This window comes from Cloacibacterium caeni (genome assembly GCF_907163125.1).
In the GTDB taxonomy this organism is placed as follows: Bacteria; Bacteroidota; Bacteroidia; order Flavobacteriales; family Weeksellaceae; genus Cloacibacterium; species Cloacibacterium caeni_B.
In genome coordinates, this window is sequence record NZ_OU015319.1 from 277,149 (window position 1) to 299,250 (window position 22,102).

Sequence of the window (22,102 nt, forward strand, 5' to 3'; positions counted from 1 at the left end):
CGAGCGGTTGCAAGGTGTAGCGCATAAAGGCTATGCCTGTTGCTAGGAAAGCATTTAACATAATTTCCAATTATAGGCACTATGGTGCTGGTTTGCACGTAATGAAGTACTTCGGCAGGCTGAGCACAGGCGTGCGGAATGGAGGGCAACGTTGTAGCGGCTGGCCTGTGCGTATAATTGTCATTATGTTACTTGCTGTGGCATCGGGGATATTTTGGAGGCTCATTATTTTTGCACAATATCTCCCATAAAAAAACGGACCGAAGCCCGCCTTGTTTAAAATTTCATTTTCTGAATCCTTACCGCATTTAGTATGGCAAGCAATGCTACGCCCACATCTGCAAAGACTGCTTCCCACATCGTGGCTAACCCCCCTGCTCCTAATACCAAGACCACTGCTTTTACTCCAAAGGCCAACGCGATGTTCTGCCAAACAATTTTTTTGGTTTGCTTGCCAATATTAATGGCCATTGGGATTTTTGAAGGTTTGTCGTCCTGAATTACCACATCAGCGGTTTCAATGGTGGCATCACTCCCAAGGCCACCCATCGCTATGCCAACATCACTTAAAGCTACAACCGGCGCATCGTTGACTCCGTCGCCAACAAATGCAACCGTTTCATTCCGTGCTTTTATTTCTTTGACTTTATTCACTTTATCTTCCGGCAATAAATCGCCAAAAGCATTAGGTATGCCCAGTTTTCCTGCTACAGCTTTGACTACCGTTGCTTTATCACCGCTCAACATGGTAACTTTTACTCCTAAACTTTGAAGTTTCTGTACAGTTTCGGCAGCGTCTTCTTTGATGCTATCCGCAATGGTAAGGTATCCCGCAAATTTTCCTTCATAAGCAATGGCAATCAATGTTTCTACAATATCGTTTGGATTTACATCATATTGGATATTGAATTTATCCATCAGTTTAAAGTTTCCTACGAGCAACTCTTTTCCCTGATACGATCCCTTCAGGCCATGTCCCGCTATTTCTTCTACATTGTCGAGAATTATAGTATGGTCGGGTTCACCGAGATGATCGTGAATGGCAGTTGCCACCGGATGGGTTGATGAATTTTCGATTACATTCACTAATTTTAGAATTAAATCCCGGTCAAATTCCTGCTTTAGATTGACGGTCTGTACTTTAAAGACGCCCTCAGTCATGGTTCCGGTCTTATCCATAACCACATTTTTGACCTCTGCCAACGCATCCAGAAAGTTACTGCCCTTAAATAAAATTCCATTTCTGCTTGCGGCACCAATGCCACCAAAGTATCCTAGTGGAATACTAATTACTAATGCACATGGACAGGATATTACCAGGAATATAAGGGCGCGATATAACCAGTCCCGGAAAATATATTCATCGACAAACAAATAGGGTAACAGACAGATTGCCACAGCGAGAAATACCACGATTGGGGTATAGATGCGGGCAAATTTCCTGATGAACAATTCGGTGGGTGCTTTCTGTGCAGTCGCATTCTGTACCAATTCCAGAATCTTTGAAAGTTTCGAATCATTGTAGAGGGTATTGACCTGCACTTTTGCTACCGTATTCAGGTTAATCATTCCTGCAAGGACGGTATCGTTTTTCTGTTTTGTATCCGGTTTGCTTTCACCGGTAAGTGCCGAAGTATTGAACGAAGCACTGTCTGAAATCAAAATTCCATCCAGGGCCAGTTTTTCTCCCGGTTTCAGCTGAATAACCGAATCCAGTGCAACTTCCGCCGCTTTTACCGTTTGTGGGCGGTTATCCACCAAGATGGTCACTTCATCGGGACGCTGATCGAGAAGTTTTGCTATGTTTCCTTTTGCGCGCTGAACGGCTAAAGTCTGGAAAACTTCGCCTACTGAATAGAAGAGCATTACAGCTACCCCTTCAGGATATTCACCAATTGCAAAGGCACCTATTGTGGCAATAGACATTAGAAAAAACTCCGAAAACACATCTCCCTTCCTGATACTTTCAAACGCTTCTTTAAGAACCGGTAAACCTACCGGAAGATATGCCGCTGCATACCAACCAACCCGCAACCAATCATTGAACCAAGATTGAGGGATCAAATAATCGATTCCCAATCCTGCCATTAGAATCACGAATGAAATAATAGCCGGAAGAAATAGCTGGAAAGTTGATTTTCCCTGATTAGAATGATCGTGACCATCATCATCATCATCGTGTTCATCGCCAGGTTTATGGCCATCCTTTTCTGAATGCTCGCTTTTTGAACGGTTTATTTTCTCATCTACAGCACAACATGCTTTATCGCCTAACTCTTTTTTCAATCTTTGGTCTGCAACCAAATTGATTTTTTCTTCTTCTGTACAACACAACTGACGACCATTTTCGTCGAAAGTATGTGTATGTAATTTATTATTTGCCATAAGTTTTATTTTAATAATGTATTAATTCTTATTTTGAAGTGCTATTTCTTAATGACCATCACCTTCCTCTCCCTTATTATTTAACTTAGCCAAGATAAAGAAGGCGTTCTTAATTACGATTTTAGCATCGGCAGGAATTGGTTTTAAAGGTGTAATTTGTGTGTAGCCTAAAGCAGTAACCCCTTTAGCAACAGGAATTTTTTCAAAACCTACTTCCTTTTCCACAATTGTTTTTTTGTTATTTCCGTTTGTTGAAGTTGATACTTTTTCGTTATTTTCTTCTTTATCATGATCGGACTGCATTATAAAGATAAAATCCTGTCCCTTATCATTAACTATAGCTTCAGTAGGAACGGATGCAGTAGTTTGCTTATCAAGACTTATGACTGCGGTAACATTCATGCCATCAATAAGACCTGATCGGTCACCGACGACTTGTGCGTGAACAGGAACAGTTTTGCTTTCTCCTTCAAAGGCTGTACCTATTGAAGTTATTTTTGCATCATACTCTTTACCTGGACTGTTGGTAAGTGTAAAATGAATGGTTTGTCCTGGCTGTACTTTACCCAAGTCTTTTTCATATACATAGATATCTAAATGCAGGGCTGAGTTGCTTACAATTTCGGCAATTGGCGAAGCCATGTCTACATTACTCCCGATTTGCGCAATCACTTTACTTACCGTTCCGCTGATGGGCGCGCGCACCGCAAGGGACGAACTGTAACCCTGAGCTGCACCGATGCTGCCTAGCTGTTTCTGCAGTCCGGAGCGCTGGCTTCGTAATGTTGCAAGATCTGTCTGTGCCTGCTGAAATTTCTTTAACGGTGCGGCATTTCCTTTATAAAGCTGCTGGGCACGCGTTACCTCCAGCTCTGCCATCTTGATTTGGCCATTCACCTGCTGCAGCTGCTGCTGCATCACGATTAAATCGGGATTTGATATCGTTGCTATAACTTTTCCCCGCGACACATAACTTCCAGGCTGGACATACAATGAGCGCACTATACCGCTGTATGAGGGCGTGACAAATGCTTTATTCTGATTCGGCACGGTTAGCATACCGCTCACCTTGATGGTATTGGAAAGCTCCTTACTTTCGATACTGCCCATCTGGATGCCTACAGTTTTTATCTGTTCTTCGGTGAAATGTGCCACATTAGGATCTTCGTGCTCATCGGGCTTCTCTACTGCAGTTGCTTCTTTGGTTTCAGTGACTTCTGATTCTTTTTTGCATCCTGTCAACAAGACAGAGACCGCAAAAATTAGGGTGATATATTTTTTCATGTTATATTCTCTTTTGGATCCTTAATTTTTAATATAGTAGTTATATTGTATTACTGCCATGTTGTATTCGTTCAGTGCAATCAAATAGTTTTTTCTAATGTCTATAGCTTGGGTGAAAAACTGGTGCATTTCAGAAAACCCTATTTCCCCAGCTTTGTAACTCAGCATTGCCGCATCGAAAATTTGGTCTGCCTGTTTCAAACCTATACTTTCATAATATTTAAGCATTTCAGCAGCTTTCAGAATTTCAGTATAGCTGGAGCGGGTTTGTGCCGCGAACTGATTTTCCTGATAGCGCAGCTGAGATTGTTGAATTTCGACCTCGGCTTCTGCAGACTGCAATTTGGCTTTGTAAGCAGTCTTTCCAAAAATGGGAAATTCTACCGCTACTGAAAAGCCTGTTATGGGATCCTTCATTCCGTATAATCTCTGGGAAAATATTCTTCCCGAAAAGTCAGGTTTGTTCTGCATTTTCTGAACCTCTATATTCGCCCTTGCTATTTCTATATTCTGCTGCTGCAGAGCCAATGAGGGATGAAAACTGTCTGACGGAAAGTCATCCACATCCAGTTTCTGCAAATTGGTGTCTTCCGGCAAGTACATCTTCTGAGTATTGAGAAAAAGGCTCAACTGCTGCTGCTGTACTGAAATATTCTGTTGGTTTTGCTGTTTCTGTGCCTGCAGCTCCTTCATCCGTGCTTCGGCAGCAATGTTTTCCAGTCCTGCAGCTTCACCCGTTTTGAAACGAAGATTAGCTGCTTCGTACATACTGGTGTAATATTCATCAAGTTTCTGATAAAGTCTGGCTAGATCCTGAAGGTACCACAGCTGATAAAATGCTGTGTTTACCTCTTTTTTAATTACGGCATCGAGCATACCTTTATTAAGCTGGTGGTATTTTAGCTGCTCCTCAAAATACTTTCTTTTCGCCTTATATAATCCCGGCCATTGGATTGATTGCTGGACTCCAATTTTTAATTCGCCATTGGGATCACTTGGCCTCATATCGTCATTTTCTATAAAAATGCCGGTCTTAGGAATTTCACGCGTAGTTTTGGTCTCCAGCACAGCTTTGCTTACCTGAGCACGGTTTACGGAGTACTGCAAATTATTGGCTAGTGCTATTTTCACTGCATCATTTGGCGAGATCCTTTCCTGTGCCTGGAAGGAGCCTGTCACAAGACAGAGCAGCAAGACCAGCACCGGAAGCGGTGAATTTTTAATATTTCTCAATTTAGTTCTGAATTGGTTTTTAGAATTGAAGATGATATACAGCAAAGGCAATACAAACAGCGTTAGAAAGGTCGCCGTAACCAAACCGCCGATAACTACTGTTGCAAGCGGTCTTTGCACTTCGGCACCGCTCCCGGTAGAAAAAGCCATCGGGAAAAATCCAAATGATGCTACGGCTGCCGTCATCAATACAGGACGAAGCCTGATACTGGTTCCTTCTATGACCCTTCGTATTACATTATTTACACCGGATTTCTGTAGGTCTTTGAAAGTACTCACCAAGACGATACCGTTCAGGACGGCCACACCAAATAACGCAATGAAGCCCACTCCTGCAGAAATACTGAATGGCATATCTCTTATGAGCAACGCAAACACACCGCCAATAGCACTCATTGGTATTGCAGTAAATATAAGCAAGCTGTCTTTTAGGTTGCGGAAGGCAAAATAAAGCAAGAGAAAAATGAGTGCTAAAGCAACCGGCACGGCAATCTGTAATCTGGAAGAGGCCTGTTCCAGGTTTTCAAAAGTACCACCATAGGTATAATAATATCCGGGGGGCAGCAGGTTGGCATCAGTGAGTTTTTGCTGAATTTCGGTCACCACACTTTCTACATCTCTATCTTTTACATTGAAACCTACGACGATGCGGCGCTTTCCATCTTCCCGACTTATCTGTGCCGGACCGTCTTTATATTCCACTTTTGCGATCTGTGAAAGCGGAATCTGGACTCCGTTTGCGGTTGGAATAAAGAGGCTGCTGACGTCCTCAATAGAGCTTCTGCTCGCACTGTCCAGACGCGCGACCAGATTGAATTTCTTTTCATCTTCAAACACTACTCCTGCTGTTTCACCAGCAAACGCAGTACTTACTGTGTGATTAATATCCTCAATATTGAGACCGTAGGAGGCGAGGCGGGCTCTGTCGTAGGTAATGGTAATTTGGGGAAATCCCACGGTCTGCTCAATCTGGGGTTCTGTGGCCCCCTGAACGGTCTGGACGACTTTGGCAACGTCCGGTGCCAATTCAGCGAGGGTGTCGATATTTTCACCAAATATTTTAATCGCCACATCCTGTCTTACCCCGGTCATTAATTCGTTAAAACGCATCTGTATGGGTTGGGAGACTTCAAAAAACACGCCAGGTATCATTTCCAGTTTTTCCATCATTTCGGCACTTAACTCTTCGTAAGATTTGTCGCTGTCTTTCCAATCTTTTTTAGGTTTTAGCGTGACAATAAGATCGGTTGCTTCGGGCGGCATAGGGTCTGTTGGAACCTCCGCGCTTCCGGTTTTACCGACCACGGTGTTGACTTCGGGAAATGATTTCAAAATACGGCTTGCCTGCATAGAAGTTTCTATACTTTGTGAAAGGGAGGTGCCCTGTGGCAGAATACAATGTACGGCAAAATCACCTTCCTGAAGTTGGGGTATAAATTCGCCGCCCATGCGAGAGAACAGCAGAAGCGACACCGTAAGCAGCGCTATGGCCGCGGCAACTACTGCATATTTAAATGCAATAGCCTTCTGCAACAACGGAACGTAAAAATTATGGATCTTAGCCATCATTTTATCGGCAAAGGTCTTTTTGGCACTGATATTTTTAGATAAAAACAATGCGGACATCATGGGTATATAAGTAAGAGAGAGGATCAGTGCTCCGACAATGGCAAATGATACGGTCTCTGCCATAGGACGGAACATTTTACCTTCAATTCCCTGAAGTGACAGAATGGGTAGGTAGACAATAAGTATAATGATCTGGCCAAATGCTGCAGAACTCATCATCTTTTTTGCACTGGCTTCCACAGCCCGGTCCATTGTGTGCTGCGACAGTTTTTGGGATTTGTGGTGGACCGCGAGAAAGTGAAGGGTCGCCTCCACAATGATTACTGCGCCATCTACAATAAGCCCGAAATCAATAGCTCCCAAACTCATCAAGTTTGCACTGACTCCAAAAACATTCATCATACCTAAGGCAAAAAGGAGAGAAAGTGGAATGGCAGAAGCCACAATAAGCCCTGCACGAAAATTACCCAGAAACAGAACGAGCACAAGGATGACAATAAGAGCGCCTTCCACCAAATTTGTTTCTACGGTACGGATCGCCCGGTCTATTAAGTTAGTCCGGTCCACGAAAGGTTCTACGATAATATCCGCTGGAAGGGATTTTTGAATGGTGAGCATTTTTTCCTTAACCCGACTCACTACTTCCGCGGAATTTTCACCTTTGAGCATCATTACAATACCCCCGACAGCCTCTTTATCGCCGTTATAGGTAAGGGCACCATATCTAACGGCACTGCCTATACGTGCCTCCGCGACATCTTTGATAAGTACAGGGATACCGTTGACTGTTTTTATTACGGTGTTGGAAATATCATCTAAAGAAGAGATCAGACCGATGCCGCGAATAAAATAGGCATTAGGTTTTTTATCGATATAAGCGCCGCCGGTATTTTCGTTATTTTTCTGGAGTGCAGCAAAAATATCTGCAATGGTAACATTCATTGCTTTAAGCCTATAGGGATTAATCGCGACTTCATACTGCTTAAGTTTCCCGCCGAAACTGTTAATTTCAGCTACTCCGGGTGTCCCGTAAAGTTGCCTTGCCACGACCCAATCCTGCATGGTACGCAGATCCGTAGCGGAGTATTTATCTTCTGACCCTTTTTTAGGGTGAATAACATATTGATAGATTTCTCCCAAGCCGGTAGAAACCGGGGACATTTCGGGGGTGCCAATACCCTGTGGAATATTTTCTTCGGCCTCTTTCAGTTTTTCAGTGATGAGTTGGCGTGCAAAGTAAATATCCACGCTTTCGTCGAAAACGACCGTCACTACGGACAAGCCAAATCTTGAAATTGACCTCATTTCGGTAATTCCGGGAATGTTGGCGAGGCTCTGTTCAATTGGATATGTTACCAACTGTTCTGTTTCCTGTGCGGCTAATGTGGGTGTACTGGTAATGATCTGAACCTGATTATTGGTGATATCTGGCACAGCATCTAGGGGAAGCTTAGTAGCGCTATACACGCCCCAAATGATTAGTGCGAAAGTCATGAGCCCAATAATGAGCTTATTCTTTACACTAAACTGTATAATTTTATATATCATTTGTAAAAATTAAGGTTAATTGAAGGTAAAGCACATTCCGTATTGTTCACGAAAATGCGCGACTATTTAATAGCCGAGTGGTCTTCCGAAAAAATCCGAAGAAAAAGTAATTAACCTATTTTGGGAGGTTGCCAGATATCGGCAGGGTGGAGAATCTTGTGATCATATTTCCTATCAGGAAGAATATCTTTTATTACAACCTTGTGGTGCTCAGGAAGTAACGTATTAATCTGTAAAACTGATAAATTCATACCACAACAATTGCAAACGCAGAAAGGAGAACAAAGATCAGCGTGTTGATTCTGGCTTTGTTCGAGGTGAACATCCTGATTCTGACAAAATTTTTCGCTTAAACCCTTTGCCGCGTCGTTGCATGGCACCATAGTAAGCACCATAAAGAACAAGGATAAAGAGAAGGCCAAAAATTTCACGGTGCTAATTTAATAAAAATATATTTACTTCAATTTATGTCTTAGCTCATATTACTGCAATGATTCCTCAGGTTGTAGGCTGGTATTGTTTGCCTCATGAGAATCTGTGTTTCCGGCGGTCGTTATACGCTGTAAAAAAGAGTGCAACCGGTCTTTATTTCGCAGCTGCACTCTTTAAAATTGACACAATAAAAACTCCTTTAATAGTTCAGTGTAATCCCTGCACCCCAGCTCATATCGCTGTCGTAGTGGGTTGAGATTCCGATATTTTTTGTGACGATATATTTAAGACCTGCCATATATTCTTTGTCGGTATTGACCATGAATGCCCCGCGCAAACGCGCAGTCAATGGAATGTCTTCACGTTTCAGCTGGAACCTTACAATTCCGTCTGTAAATATTTCTGCCTGCAGGTCCACCAACATCGGGAGTTTATACATGATACCAGCGCTGAAAGTTTTTCTTTCATCTTTAGTAGATGCCTGTCCAAAAAGGTTTTTTTCAATATTATTCCTGTCAATCTTTCTATAATGATAGTTAAATCCGATAAATGGTTTCAGCCACTGCATACGGTCCACATACCTGCCGAGTTGGGTTTCCACCTCGTAGCCGTGATGGGGATTGTAACCTAAACGCCATTCTGTTCCCAATTCCCAGCGGGCATTTGAGATCCTCGCCATCCCGTCGTTACCATTAGTAGCAAAATCGTTTTCGGCCATAAGGTGCCACATGTTACTTTCGCGCTGGAGCTTTTTGTAAGCTGAAGCTTTATCGGGCAGCAAAGGATTCTGATAATCACCAACAGCAAAAACACGGTTCATCCCCGCCATCATGTGATAGAGGATGTGACAGTGGAAAAACCAGTCCCCGTCAGTTTTTGCTTCAAATTCGATGACATTAGTTTCCATCGGCATAATATCCAACACATTTTTGAGGGGTGCCTGAACACCATTTTTGTTGAGTACGCGGAAATCAAATCCGTGCAGGTGCATCGGGTGGCGCATCATTGAGTTATTGAAAAGGGTAATGCGGAGAATTTCCCCTTTCTTCACCAATATTTTGTCCGATTCTGCCAGGACTCTATCGTCCATGCTCCAAACGTAGCGGTTCATGTTTCCCGTAAGGGTAAACTTGAGCTCGCGCACGGGACTGTCTTTCGGAAGCGAAGTGTCATAAGGCGATTTCATCATTCCGTAATTCAATGTGGTAATCCCGGAAGCAGGCATCTGGTGCTTTGAGTGATCCATTTCCGCATCACTGTTGTCCATTGTATTCATCGGCATTGCTGCATTGTTTTCAGCAATAATCTCAGGGTACATCACCTGATTCATATCCATAGTCTGGTAACTCATCTCCATGCCCATATCCTTCATGTCACCGTTCATCTTCATCATGTCATTCATCATCCTCATTCCTTCAAAATATTTGAGTTTGGGTAATGGTGCCTGGGCTTTTTTAATTCCTTCGCCAATGTAAACGGAAGCCGATTTTGTGCGGTCTTCGGGCGTAACAAGGAGCTCGTAGGAGGTGTTTCTTTCAGGAATTTCCACTACGATATCCACCGTTTCGGAAACCGCCAGGATCAGGCGATCCACTTCGACCGGTTCAATGTCCAATCCATCACTGGCCACTACTTTTATTTTTCCTCCGGCATAATTGAGCCAGAAATAGGAGGAAGCCCCGCCGTTGGCTATTTGAAGCCGAACTTTATCACCGGCTTTATATCGGGAGAGTTGACTTTCGATTTTACCGTTAATCAGAAAGGCGTCATAATACACGTCACTCACGTCCATGGCAAGCATCCGCTTCCATTCGTTGGTGAGTTTTGTCTTAAAGTGTCCCTCTTTTATGGCTTCTGCATAACTTTGAGTACTGCCTTTTTTTATTGCGAACCAGTCATTGGCGTTGTGAAGCATCCGCTGAACATTATTGGGGTTCAGGTTTGTCCACTCGCTCAGGATAAGGTGCTCCGTGGGCAAATTATCAATCCCCGGTCGGAAAGTAGGATCTTCGGGACGTTTTTTCAGAATCATCATCCCATACATTCCAATCTGCTCCTGCAGACCAGTATGTGAGTGATACCAGTGGGTTCCGTTTTGGATGATCGGAAACGAATACGTGTAGGTTGAATGTGGTGGAATGGGTTTCTGGGTAAGCCAGGGAACCCCATCTTCTTTATTTGGAAGATGAAGACCGTGCCAGTGCAGAGAAGTTTCTTCATCCATTAAATTATGGACAATCACTTCCGCCGTATCGCCCTCATAAAACTCCAGCTTTGGCATCGGAATCTGCCCGTTTACGGCAATGGCGCGTTTCTGTTTGCCCGCGAAATTTACCAGGGTGTCTTTCACATAAAGATGGTAGGTCACTTTGCGTCCGCCTTTTAGGTGCTTTTCGGGCATGGGCATGACCATTTTGTGTTCACCATGTATCTGCATGTTTCCGTGTGCAGAATGATCTTCCTTCTTTCCTTTTTGAGGGACCAGATTCATACCGCACTTGGGACACTTTCCCGGTTTGTCCGAAATCACCTCGGGATGCATCGGACAGGTGTAACCTTTTTGCGCTGCTTCATGCTGATGCGGAGCAGGTGTTGAATGTTCCGGCGTTTTGATGCTCGCTGGGTCTTTCGGTACTGCTTTAGTCTTTGGCATCACCGGTTTTTTAACTTCCGTTACCGTCTTTGTTTTTGCAGCGGTAATTTCAGGTTTCTTACCCGTAGTTTTTTTAACTACGGTGGCCTTTTTAGGAGCGGGCGCGGATTTGGCCGCCGTTTTTTTCTCAGTAACGGTTTTCTTCACCAAGGTCATACCGCAAATGGGGCAGTTACCGGGTGCTGATTTCACGACCTGCGGATGCATCGGGCAGGTGTACACGGTTTTGGTGCTCTGTGAATAACTGTTTATGGACATTGCCATAAATAGGAAGAGCGAAAATATATATTTCATCCTGTGATTATTTAATTTTTAACAAACTTGCATTAAGTGCGACCACGATGGTGCTTACACTCATCAGCACTGCGCCCATGGCGGGACTCAGGACAAATGTAGGATACAGAACACCCGCAGCAAGTGGAATAGCCACGACGTTGTAGCCCACTGCCCATACGAGATTCTGGATCATCTTGCTGTAGGTTTTTTTTCCAAAATTTATCATTTTCACCACGTCTCGAGGGTCACTGTTGACCAGAATAATATCTGCGGTTTCGGCAGCAACATCAGTTCCGCTGCCAACTGCAATGCCTACATCTGCTGCTGCCAAAGCCGGTGCATCATTTACGCCGTCACCTGTCATCGCAACGATTTCCCCTTTATCCTGAAATTCTTTTACTTTTTCCTGTTTGTGGTGCGGAAGTACATTTGCCAAATATCCGTCCATTCCTAACTGCTTTGACACCGCCGCCGCTACCTTTTCGTTATCACCTGTAAGCAGGAATGATTTAATGTTCATGCTTCGAAGTTGGTCAATAGCTTCTTTTGCGCCTTCGCGAATGGTATCTGCTAAAGAAACAATACCCACGGGCACGTCATCAATCAAAATAAAGTTCACTGTTTCTGCATCCTGGTTGATTCCTTCCGGAATGGCAGGTACCTGTTTATTGTTTTGAACAAAATAATTAGGACCAGCCGCGACAACCGATTTACCGTTTACGATTCCTGTCACTCCAATTCCCTGCATGTAGCGGAAATTGTCTGACTTCCATAGCTCCAGTTTTTTCTCGGAAAGGGTCTGCATGATTCCTTTTGCAATGTGATGTTCGGAGTTCTGCTGCACTGCTGCTGCATACTGGAGTAAATCGTTTTCCGAATAGTGTTCCGTTAGAGGAATGATTTTCTGCACAGTGTGGGAACCTTTCGTAAGGGTGCCGGTTTTATCGAAAATAATGGTCGATAATTTTCTGGTGGTTTCAAAAGCCGTGCGATTTCTGATGAGTAAACCATTTGTCGCTGAAAGTGTAGTGGAAATGGCCACCACCAGAGGGATTGCCACTCCTAAAGCATGAGGGCAGGCCGTTACCATTACCGTTACCATCCGTTCCAGAGCAAAAGCCAAATCTCCCATGGTGATGTACCAGTAAGCGAAAGTTCCTACTCCCACCACAATTGCTACTATAGTAAGCCATTTGGCTACTTTATCCGCCAGATTCTGAGTGTTCGACTTTGCTGCCTGCGCATCCTGAACCAAATTAATGACCTTATTGAGGTACGAATCCTTTCCAACCCCTGTTGCTTTTATCTTTAAAGCCCCGTCTCCATTGATAGACCCTGCGATAACCTTTCCACCGGACTCTTTTCTTACAGGAACACTTTCTCCGGTCAGCATGCTTTCATTTAAATAGGAACTGCCCTCGACAATCAGACCGTCAGCGGCGACTTTTTCGCCCGGTCTTATGATTACTGTATCTCCGTTTTTCAGCTGTTCCAGTTTTATTTTAACCGGACTTCCGTTATGCTCGACGGTTACGTCATTTGGTAGTAAGGCAACTAGAGATTGCAACGCTTTTGAAGCTGCCATCTGTGAACGCATTTCGAGCCAATGACCCAGAAGCATGATGACAATTAGGGTGGCGAGCTCCCAAAAGAAATCCATGCCCGGCAGCCCGAATACGACGGCAACGGAATAGACATAAGCTACGGTAATCGCCAAAGCAACGAGCGTCATCATCCCAATAGCTCCGGCTTTCACTTCGCCCAAAAACCCTTTGAAAAAAGGCATTCCACCGTAGAAATAAATAATACTTCCCAAAACCAACAGCACGTATTTATCGCCTTGAAAAGCTATGGTGAAACCAAGCCACTGCTGAATCATGTGGGAAAGCAGCAGCACCGGGACAGAAAGTACCAGTGTAATCCAGAATCTTTTTAGAAAATCCGGAGTATGATGACCTGCATGTTTGTCAAATCCCGCCGCTGAACTATCAGATTCTGAGTGATGATCATGATTCTGATGATGATGGCTGTGTTCGTCTTTTTCAGGTCGGGCGGTTCCACCCAAGGGAATTAAGTTCATTCCGCAAAGTGGACATTTCCCAGGTTCGTCCTTCAATATCTGGGGGTGCATGGGACAGGTGAATTTTTTCATGATTTTCGGTTTATTGTGGGTTTGTTCTTGAAGTAAAAAAATCTAACAGCATCTTTCTTTCCTCTGCTGTTAATTTGGAATCACTGTGCAACAGTAGATAAGATTTTAAAGGCATTTCGTCTTTTTCAATCTGGCTAATTATGCTTTTTATTTTTGCTTTTTTCCGTCTTTTTGAATAATCATTGAACTCATCAAAATTGAGTTCTTTTTTACCTTTTTTAATATGCCTGGCCATCAACCATGCGGCCGGCTTTAATTCCGAATACCAGGGATAACGGGTGTTATTGGAATGACAGTCATAGCAGGAAACTTTAAGGATTGCAGCCACGTTGGCGGGCACCTTTTCGGTTTTTTCAAAACTTTGACCTGGCGGAACGGTGGAGACATTACGCTCCACCGGTATGACCTGAATGACTAAAACAATAGCCACCACTAGCACCGCCAGCCAGCCTATCATATTCAATTTTCTCATATTACATGGTGCTCATATCGTGACCCGCCATGGGATCAACCCCTTTCTTGAATATGTATTCACTGTTCAGCAGATAGGCCCCGGAAACCACTACTTCGTCCCCCGCCTTAATTCCGGATGTGATTTCTATTCTGTCTTCATATTCGAGACCCGTTTCCACCATTCTGTTGACGAAGGTGTTCTTCGCGGTTTTCACCCACACCGTGGAAGATTTGCCATTCCTGATTACCGCATCCACAGGCATTGAAAGACCATCACGGGATTTGTTTTCCACCAGAACATATACCGGCATGCCGGGTTTCAGCAGATTTCCTTTGTTGGGCACGGAAATGCGAACCAGATTTATCCTGCTGGAGGCGCTTATTTCAGGGTTTGTAAAATCAACCTTCCCATTAATCTTCAAATTATCCAGATCGGGAATATATACGGTGACCTTGCTGTCTTTCTGAAGGAGAGCCATTTGAGAGGAATAAACCTGCGCCTCCGCCCACAGCGATGAAAGGTCTGCCAGATTCACGATGGTGCCGCCTTCCGCAAGATAATCACCTTCAGCAATGCTCAGATCGGTGATGTACCCGGCTGCATTGCTGAACACGGTAGTAGTAGGTGTGGCTTTTCCTGATCTTTCCAACTGTTTGATCTGGCTTTCGGACATTCCCCATAAATAAAGCTTGTTGCGGGAACTTTGGAGCAACTGATCAAAATCAATGGAAGTATTGCCGACAAACAGTTTGCGTCTTTCTAATGCCAGCAAATATTCCTGCTTTGCATTATTGAGTTCTTCACTGTAAATATCGACCAACGGCGCCCCCTTCGGAACAAAATCGCCAATGTTTTTATAATACAACCGTTCAACTCTGCCCATTACTCTGGAACTTACTGCCTGCATTTGGTACTGATTAAAATTGAGTGTTCCAGTCAGGGTAAGTTTGTCGGCCATAGACCCATCAGATAGCGCGACTGTTTTGATATTCCCAAGTTTAACCTGCTCGTCATTCAAGATAATTTCGTTAGGATCAGTATTCTTTTTCTTCTCGACAGGCACCAAATCCATGTGACAAATGGGGCATTTTCCGGGTTTATCGGAGACTACCTGCGGGTGCATGGAACAGGTGTAGTAGATATCGTGGCCGGCATGCGGATCTTCCTCCTTTTTACAGGAGTAAAGAAAAACCAGCAAGGCCAGCATTAAAATATTAAATTTCATCTTATCAATTTTTATCTGTTAATTTTTATGAAACTTTCGCTGTCCATCAGGTACTGTGCATTTTCGGCAACTCCATCTTCAGGAAGCAAACCACTGACGATCTGAATTTTATCGCCTACCACCGCGCCGGTAACAACCTTGTGGGCAATAAAACCGCCTTCAACTTTTTTGAACGCAATTTTATCAATCCCCAAAGAAACCACTGCTGATTTCGGCAGCCAATCTGCCATTCTGTTGTGGCTCATAATCTCCGCTTTAACCTGACTTCCGACAGGAATTTTTGCGGTGGAATTATCAAAATAGACGCGCGCCGTTACGGTTTTGCTGCCCTGCCTGAAAAAGGGTTCAATAAAACCGATGATTCCTTTGAAGCGATTTTCAGGATTGGCTTCAGGGATGATCATGACTGACTGTCCTTTGCTGACCAGTGCAATGTCTTCAGAGAAAATATTGATCAGGGCCCAGGTTCTGTTGGGATTGTAGACACTGAAAATATTCTGTCCTTTCTGGAGATACATTCCCTCTTTTAGGGGTAGTTCAGCGGTGACCGCGTTATTTGAAGCCATTGCGGGTGCAGATTGTGGTGATGACCCCATGCTTCCGGCCGATCCTGCCTGCTGAATGTGTCCGCTGTAATTGCTGAAAACCGGAACTGTGAGATCAGGTTTCCCTCGCTGGATGACTTTCTGTATCTGTGAAGCCGGCATTCCCAAAAGAAGGAGTTTCTGGCGTGAAGCATCGATCATTGTTTTGTTTGAGCGGTCATTTTTAATAACGAAGAGCAGGTTTTGCTGTGCGGTTAAAAGTTCCGGGCTGTATATATCTAAAATACGCTGCCCTTTCGACACTTTCTGGTATTTATACCGCACATAGAGTTTCTCGATACGGCCCGCAACGCGTGAGGAAATACTGCCAATCTGTCGAGTATCGTATTCTACCGTCCCTAAAGCATCAACCGTGGTGGGTATGTTTTCTCTTTTTACTTTTATTACGGGCTGTTCCGACACTACAAATTCATTGGTTGGTTTCAACAGATCGTCGAGTTTAATCCCCTCTTCCTTTTTTTCAGGGGCATCTTTCAGGACCAAATCCATCCCACATTTGGGACATTTGCCGGGTTTGTCTGAAATCACTTCCGGGTGCATCGGACAGGTATAAGTATGCATTGCAGCTTCTGCCGAGTGCTTATCTTCCCAGAACTTAACTTTGTCACACGCCGTCAAACCAAATAAAAGCATAGTGAATATTATAATTTTTCTCATCTTCTTTCAATTAAGCGGTCAATTTCAGTTTGCGTCTGCAGTGCTTTGGTAAGGATCTCGAAATATTCCAGTTGGGCCATATTCAGCTGTTCCCATGCGTCATATAACATGAAGAGTTCTTCCGTATTCTGCTCATAGCCCAACTGCATGGATTTGTAGTTGTTTTTTAAGGCCGGAATAATGGTGTCTTCATAGAGTTTCAGCTGATTTTTATTCAGATCCAGTTCATTGCGCATTCCGTAGGCCATTCCGCTGTATTCGTTAACCATCATTTCTTTCTGTGCCTGCAAGGCTTCTTCTTTCAGTTTCAGGCTTTCAATATTGGCTTTATTCATGCCTGAAGCCCAGGATACGAAAGGCAGTTTTGCCATCAGCATCAGAGAAAACTGCATGGGCTGGCCGCCAAAACCAAACATGTTTTCGAACTTTACGCCAAATTCCGGCTTTAGATTCTGCTTTTCCAGATCCTGTTTGAGTTTGGCAATATTGATTTCCCGGTCGATGCCGCGGAGATCACTTCTGTTCTGATAAAATAGATCCTGACCAAAAGTCTCGAGAGAATAATCATTCAGGTTGTATTCCGGTTCAATCTCCAGTGGCGCGAGCGGGTCTCTTCCCATGAGGGCATTCAACCGGATGCGGTTGACGCGCAGGTCATTCTCATACATGAGCTGCATGTTTTTTGAACTTCCGAGAGCCGCTTTGGCTTTGTAATAGGCGGATATTTTGGAAAGTCCGTTTTTGTACCGGATTTCGGCGTTTCTAATCATAAAGTCCAGCATCTTTTCGTTTTCCTTAACGACCTTCAGCTTTTTATCCAGGACAATGGAACTGTAATACAGTTTTTTTGCATCCTGAAAGTTTTCATTGAGGGCGGCATAAAGTTTTTCCTTTTCTACAGCAGACATTGCCTTCATCAGATTTTCGTTGGCGTTGAGTTTCTTTCTGTTAGGAAACATCTGTTCCACCGAAACTGCTACTGAGCCCATGCCGAGCATATCGCCGTCGCGCTGCCAGAGTTTTGCATTATAGGGCGTCATAAAGAAACCTGCTCCTACGGTTGGAGGCATCCAGCTTCTTGCTCCTTTTGCGGCAGCATCCATTGACCGGATTTCGGCATTGTACATTTTTACCACCGGATGGTTGGCTGCGATACTGTCCATTACTGCGGGCAGGGACATTTGCTGAGCATCAATGGTAGTGTAAAGGAAGGCCAGTACTGCTGTTATTATTAATTTTTTCATTTTGTAATCATTTAAGGATTAATGGGCAGCGTCGAGGACGTCAATTTTCCCTAGTTTGTTCAGTTCCCATTCCTTCTGCATATAAAAGATAATTGGTGTTACCAAAAGGATGTGAATGGCCGAAGTGAAAACACCACCAACCATCGGCAATACGATTGGTTTCATCATATCACTTCCCACGCCGTGGCTCCACAGGATGGGTACAAGCCCGAAGAGGGTCACGCAAACCGTCATAATCTTTGGTCTTAATCTTTTGGCTGCACCATGAATGACATATTCACGAAGTTCTTCATTGGTGATGGTCTCCCTTGAGTTGCCATTTTTTGCAATAAGCTGAACCATGGCGTCGTTCAGGTAGATGACCATCACGATTCCGGTTTCCACCGCAAGTCCGAATAGGGCAATAAATCCTACTGCTACTGCTACGGAAAGGTTCACCCCCCAAATCGAAATCATAAAAACGCCGCCGATTAAGGCAAAAGGAATACTGATGAGATTAAAGAAAGCTTCGCGGTAAGAATTGAATGCAAAGTACATGGAAAGAAAGATCACGATTAATACGAGGGGCATAATCATTTTTAAAGTCTGCTCTCCTCGAATCAGGTTTTCGTACTGGCCGCTCCATTCCACGAAATAGCCTTTAGGCATTTTGGTGACCATGCTGTTGAGTTTTTTCTGTGCTTCTGCTACGGTACTGCCTAAATCCCGATCACGGACGTTGAACAGAACAGTTCCGCGTAACATGGCATTTTCAGAATTGATCATTGGTGGTCCTTCTGTAAGACGAATGTCCGCCACTGCACTTAGCGGAATGGAACCAAATTCCATCGTCTGCATTGGGAGTCTTCTCAGAGATTCCACATTATTTCTGAAATCCTGGCCGTATCTGGCATTTACCGAAAAGCGCTGTCGGCCTTCCACGGTGGTGGTGAGTTTCATTCCGCCGAGCGCACTTTCCACGACGGCATTTACATCATCCACACTTAGGCCGTATCTTCCTATTTCTTCGCGTTTCACTTGAATGTCCACATATTTTCCGCCGGTAATGGGTTCTACGTACATGTCTTTTATTCCTTCAATACCGGTGAGTTCCTTTTTAATCTTTTCTGAAAGGACGGCAATACTGTCCAGGTTCTGTCCGTATACTTTTACGCCCACATCCGTTCTGATCCCGGTTGAAAGCATATTGATTCGGTTGGAAATCGGCATGGTCCAGCCATTGGTTACGCCTGGAATCTGCAGTTTGGCATTCAGCTCATTGATGAGATCATCTTTTGTTTTGCCCTCGCGCCATTCGCTTTGCGGTTTCAACAAAATAATGGTTTCAATCATGGAGATGGGTGAATTATCTGTCGCCGTGTTGGCTCTTCCGGCTTTTCCGAGGACATGATCCACTTCCGGAATTCCCTTAATGATTTTATCCTGTACCTGCAGTAATCTTTTGGCTTCAGAGTTTGAAATATCGGGAAGGGTAACCGGCATAAAGAGCAGGGATCCTTCATCCAAAGGCGGCATAAACTCACGTCCAAGGTTCATTATCATTGGAATACTGATGAGCAGTGCCAAAATATTAATTCCCAGCGTGGTTTTTTTCCATTTCATGCACCATCTTATCAGCGGTTCGTAAATCCGTTCCAAGCCTCTGTTTATTGGGTTTTTATTATCGTCCTTAAATTTTCCCTTCATGAAAAAGGAGATGAGCACCGGGGCAAGGGTAAGCACCAGGATTGCATCAACAATCAGGATGAATGTTTTAGTGTACGCCAGCGGATGAAAAAGTTTACCTTCCTGACCGGTCAACATAAATACCGGGAGAAAAGAAACCACGATGATTACCGTAGAAAAAAATACGCCTCTGGATACCTGTAAGGATGATTTTTCGATAATCTTCAACCGAATGTCTTCGGGAATTTTAACGTAACTGTCTTTCTCTTTGTCTTTTTTTCTGAATATATTTTTAAACCAGTTGGTCTTCATTGTTATGGGTTTTTATTTTGTTGATGGTTCTGCCAATCGGAGAGATTTTTATAGGCATTTTCGGACATGATAATTCCGTTATCTACAATCACCCCAATTGCCAGTGCAATTCCTGTAAGGGACATGATATTGGAGGAGAGTCCAAACGCATTGAGCAGAATAAAACTGATGGCAATGGTGACCGGAATCTGAATGATGATGCTCAATGCACTTCGCCAGTGGAATAGGAACAGAATAACAATGATTGCCACCACGATAATTTCTTCAATCAGCTTGGTTTTAATATTGTCTATTGCCCCTTCAATCAGCGTACTGCGGTCGTACGATGTCTTGAAGGTGACGCCTTCAGGGAGTCCTTTTTCAACGTCCTTCATTTTCTCTTTCACATCGTTGATGACCTTATCCGCATTTTCGCCATACCGTGCCACCACGATACCGCCCACGACTTCACCTTCACCGTCCGCATCAAAAATACCCAGCCGAAGATCTCCACCCATTTGTACCGAGCCAATATCTTTCACCCGCACGGGAATACCGTTGTAATTTCCCACCGCGATTTCTTCGATATCGGCTACATTCTTAATGTAACCAAGTCCACGGATGACGTAGGCCATATCGGCCATCTCAAATTTCCGTCCTCCTACATCGTTGTTGTTAGCCTTTACCTTATTCATCACCTCCATGAGGGAGACGTTGTAATACTGCAATTTTACAGGATCTACGATAAGTTGGTACTGTTTTTCGAAGCCGCCAAAGGATGCCACTTCCGCGACACCGGGAACCGTCTGCAAGGCAAATTTCACGTACCAGTCCTGGAGTGCGCGCTGGTCTCCCAAATCCATTTTGGGTGCATCAAAATGGTACCAGAAAACGTGACCAACACCGGTGCCATCCGGTCCGAGCGTAGGCGTTACGTCTTGCGGGAGTAGGCGTTGGGCATAGTTGAGCCGTTCCATTACCCGGGTTCTGGCCCAGTAAATGTCCACGTTATCTTCGAAAATAACATACACGAAGCTCATCCCAAACATGGAAGAGGCGCGGATGTTCTTAATTTTCGGTATTCCCTGAAGGTTGCTGACCAGAGGAAAAGTCACCTGATCTTCAATAATCTGGGGACTTCTGCCCATCCACTCGGTAAAAACGATGACCTGGTTCTCACTCAGATCCGGAATGGCATCGATGGGATTGTCCCTTACCGCAAAAATACCCCAGATAAAAAGGCCGATTGCAATCAGCAAAACGAAATACCTGTTGCGGAGGGAGAGTTTGATTAAATTTTGAATCATGATTTAGAATCTATTTACTTAATTTCTTCCTGAACCTCACCACATGAAGCCATTTTTTTGCCGTAATAAGGGTTCTTCACCTCACGTGAATCACTAAGCCAAAAAGCGCCTTTGTTATCGTTATACATTGGACAAAATATTTTGTACACCGTTTTTGATGTTCCGAAGTCTTTCAGCAGGTCGTAAAAATCTTCACTCATTAAATCCAGATGTTCGCGCTGATGATCAATGTTTCCGGCATTATCCGCAATATGCTGTGCGTGTTCCTTAATGCTTGATTCCAGTTCTGCATATTCTTTTTTCTGTTCAGCGGAAAATCCCTTTTTGTTTATTTTAGGCAATGCTTCCAGAATTCCTTTGGCTGTATTAACTGCTTCTTTATCATCATCACCTGAGAGTGCAAATGTAAGGTGGGTGTAATGGGAATAGAGTTCTGTAAGATTTGCGGAAGTTTTTTTTGCGTCAATCACGGTTACCTTTTCATCCATAGGCATATCGCCCATTGCTGAATTGTCAGACATCATGCTCATATCGTGCTGCATGGATGTTTCAGTAGTGCTTTTCTGTTCTTTGTTTTCTTTACAAGAAGTGAGTGCCAATGTTCCGATTGCCAAAAGGCTGAATACTAGTATTTTCATTATTTTATAAGTTTAAAGGTTATTTATTATTTATTAAAAAAGGCTTCGTAGTTTGCTTTGTTTTCGAAGTACACGACATTGTCGTTTTTATCGGATATCGCTATAATTGCGGTTGCTTTATCGATGAGTTGATGAGAAATCGGATCGTATGCCATTCGTGCATTTTCTTCCTGCGGGATTCTCAGTTTGCAGTTTTCGCAGCAGCCGTAATACGTTTTACCTTCGTGCTGTACTTCGAGTTGTTTTTTACCCATATAGGCGTTATTTACCATACATACCTGATCGTGCGGAACAATGTCGCCGGTGGTGAACTTTGCGACCGAGATTTGGGTGTTTTCAGCTTTTGAATTGTTGCAGGAAACGAGAAATACCGATGCAAAAGCCAGTATTCCCAAAAGAATATTTTTCATTAAATTTTAGATTACAGGTTAATTTTAAGTTTCCTTGTTAAGAAACTGCTTACGAACATTCAGATCTTCAAAAG

14 protein-coding genes are annotated in these 22,102 nt (G+C 43.8%); all 14 read right to left on the minus strand.

All coding sequences use genetic code 11. From position 1 onward, the window contains the following. Positions 1–276: 276 nt before the first annotated feature. Positions 277–2,385: a heavy metal translocating P-type ATPase gene (locus KKQ79_RS01320; RefSeq protein ID WP_088359974.1), complete on the minus strand. Its 2,109-nt coding sequence runs from the start codon at positions 2,383–2,385 to the stop codon at positions 277–279. 48 nt (positions 2,386–2,433) lie between these two features. Further along, entirely contained in the window at positions 2,434–3,669 is a 1,236-nt protein-coding gene (locus KKQ79_RS01325; RefSeq protein WP_213188627.1) for an efflux RND transporter periplasmic adaptor subunit, read from the minus strand. A 21-nt stretch (positions 3,670–3,690) separates the two neighbouring features. Further along, a complete protein-coding gene (locus KKQ79_RS01330; protein ID WP_213188628.1) occupies positions 3,691–8,019 on the minus strand; it encodes a CusA/CzcA family heavy metal efflux RND transporter in 4,329 nt (1,442 codons plus the stop codon). Between the two features lie 110 nt (positions 8,020–8,129). Beyond that, positions 8,130–8,450 carry a DUF6660 family protein gene (locus KKQ79_RS13945; RefSeq protein ID WP_430982092.1) on the minus strand — a complete coding sequence of 107 codons (321 nt, stop codon included), beginning with the start codon at positions 8,448–8,450 and terminating at the stop codon, positions 8,130–8,132. Between the two features lie 200 nt (positions 8,451–8,650). Next, the gene (locus KKQ79_RS01335; RefSeq protein WP_250131163.1) at positions 8,651–11,398 is read right to left on the minus strand and encodes a multicopper oxidase domain-containing protein; all 2,748 of its coding nucleotides are present in this window, start codon (positions 11,396–11,398) and stop codon (positions 8,651–8,653) included. Between the two features lie 7 nt (positions 11,399–11,405). Beyond that, a complete protein-coding gene (locus KKQ79_RS01340; RefSeq protein ID WP_250131164.1) occupies positions 11,406–13,532 on the minus strand; it encodes a heavy metal translocating P-type ATPase in 2,127 nt (708 codons plus the stop codon). A 10-nt stretch (positions 13,533–13,542) separates the two neighbouring features. Then, positions 13,543–14,004, minus strand: a complete 462-nt coding sequence (locus tag KKQ79_RS01345; protein ID WP_213188629.1) for a heme-binding domain-containing protein — start codon at positions 14,002–14,004, stop codon at positions 13,543–13,545. 1 nt (position 14,005) lies between these two features. Next, on the minus strand, positions 14,006–15,211 hold the full coding sequence (locus KKQ79_RS01350) for an efflux RND transporter periplasmic adaptor subunit (RefSeq protein WP_213188630.1): 1,206 nt from the start codon (positions 15,209–15,211) through the stop codon (positions 14,006–14,008). A gap of 11 nt (positions 15,212–15,222) precedes the next feature. Continuing rightward, the gene (locus KKQ79_RS01355) at positions 15,223–16,473 is read right to left on the minus strand and encodes a heavy metal-binding domain-containing protein (RefSeq protein WP_250131165.1); all 1,251 of its coding nucleotides are present in this window, start codon (positions 16,471–16,473) and stop codon (positions 15,223–15,225) included. Beyond that, complete coding sequence (locus KKQ79_RS01360) at positions 16,470–17,717, minus strand: TolC family protein (protein WP_213188631.1); 1,248 nt, start codon at positions 17,715–17,717, stop codon at positions 16,470–16,472. Before KKQ79_RS01360 ends, KKQ79_RS01355 begins: the two co-directional genes overlap by 4 nt. 18 nt (positions 17,718–17,735) lie before the next feature. Continuing rightward, the gene (locus KKQ79_RS01365; RefSeq protein ID WP_213188632.1) at positions 17,736–19,694 is read right to left on the minus strand and encodes an efflux RND transporter permease subunit; all 1,959 of its coding nucleotides are present in this window, start codon (positions 19,692–19,694) and stop codon (positions 17,736–17,738) included. A 2-nt stretch (positions 19,695–19,696) separates the two neighbouring features. Continuing rightward, positions 19,697–20,980: an efflux RND transporter permease subunit gene (locus KKQ79_RS01370; protein WP_213188633.1), complete on the minus strand. Its 1,284-nt coding sequence runs from the start codon at positions 20,978–20,980 to the stop codon at positions 19,697–19,699. Between the two features lie 14 nt (positions 20,981–20,994). Next, positions 20,995–21,618, minus strand: a complete 624-nt coding sequence (locus KKQ79_RS01375) for a DUF3347 domain-containing protein (protein ID WP_213188634.1) — start codon at positions 21,616–21,618, stop codon at positions 20,995–20,997. Between the two features lie 26 nt (positions 21,619–21,644). Continuing rightward, positions 21,645–22,028 (minus strand): hypothetical protein, encoded by a 384-nt coding sequence (locus KKQ79_RS01380; RefSeq protein WP_069797733.1) that lies wholly within the window; start codon positions 22,026–22,028, stop codon positions 21,645–21,647. Between the last annotated feature and the right edge of the window lie 74 nt (positions 22,029–22,102).

What these genes read in the sequence shown, in the direction of transcription:
- KKQ79_RS01320 (WP_088359974.1), bottom strand. Translation starts at nt 2,385, where the DNA reads ATGGCAAATAATAAATTACATACACATACTTTCGACGAAAATGGTCGT.
- KKQ79_RS01325 (WP_213188627.1), bottom strand. Translation starts at nt 3,669, where the DNA reads ATGAAAAAATATATCACCCTAATTTTTGCGGTCTCTGTCTTGTTGACA.
- KKQ79_RS01330 (WP_213188628.1), bottom strand. Translation starts at nt 8,019, where the DNA reads ATGATATATAAAATTATACAGTTTAGTGTAAAGAATAAGCTCATTATT.
- KKQ79_RS01335 (WP_250131163.1), bottom strand. Translation starts at nt 11,398, where the DNA reads ATGAAATATATATTTTCGCTCTTCCTATTTATGGCAATGTCCATAAAC.
- KKQ79_RS01340 (WP_250131164.1), bottom strand. Translation starts at nt 13,532, where the DNA reads ATGAAAAAATTCACCTGTCCCATGCACCCCCAGATATTGAAGGACGAA.
- KKQ79_RS01345 (WP_213188629.1), bottom strand. Translation starts at nt 14,004, where the DNA reads ATGAGAAAATTGAATATGATAGGCTGGCTGGCGGTGCTAGTGGTGGCT.
- KKQ79_RS01350 (WP_213188630.1), bottom strand. Translation starts at nt 15,211, where the DNA reads ATGAAATTTAATATTTTAATGCTGGCCTTGCTGGTTTTTCTTTACTCC.
- KKQ79_RS01355 (WP_250131165.1), bottom strand. Translation starts at nt 16,473, where the DNA reads ATGAGAAAAATTATAATATTCACTATGCTTTTATTTGGTTTGACGGCG.
- KKQ79_RS01360 (WP_213188631.1), bottom strand. Translation starts at nt 17,717, where the DNA reads ATGAAAAAATTAATAATAACAGCAGTACTGGCCTTCCTTTACACTACC.
- KKQ79_RS01365 (WP_213188632.1), bottom strand. Translation starts at nt 19,694, where the DNA reads ATGAAGACCAACTGGTTTAAAAATATATTCAGAAAAAAAGACAAAGAG.
- KKQ79_RS01370 (WP_213188633.1), bottom strand. Translation starts at nt 20,980, where the DNA reads ATGATTCAAAATTTAATCAAACTCTCCCTCCGCAACAGGTATTTCGTT.
- KKQ79_RS01375 (WP_213188634.1), bottom strand. Translation starts at nt 21,618, where the DNA reads ATGAAAATACTAGTATTCAGCCTTTTGGCAATCGGAACATTGGCACTC.
- KKQ79_RS01380 (WP_069797733.1), bottom strand. Translation starts at nt 22,028, where the DNA reads ATGAAAAATATTCTTTTGGGAATACTGGCTTTTGCATCGGTATTTCTC.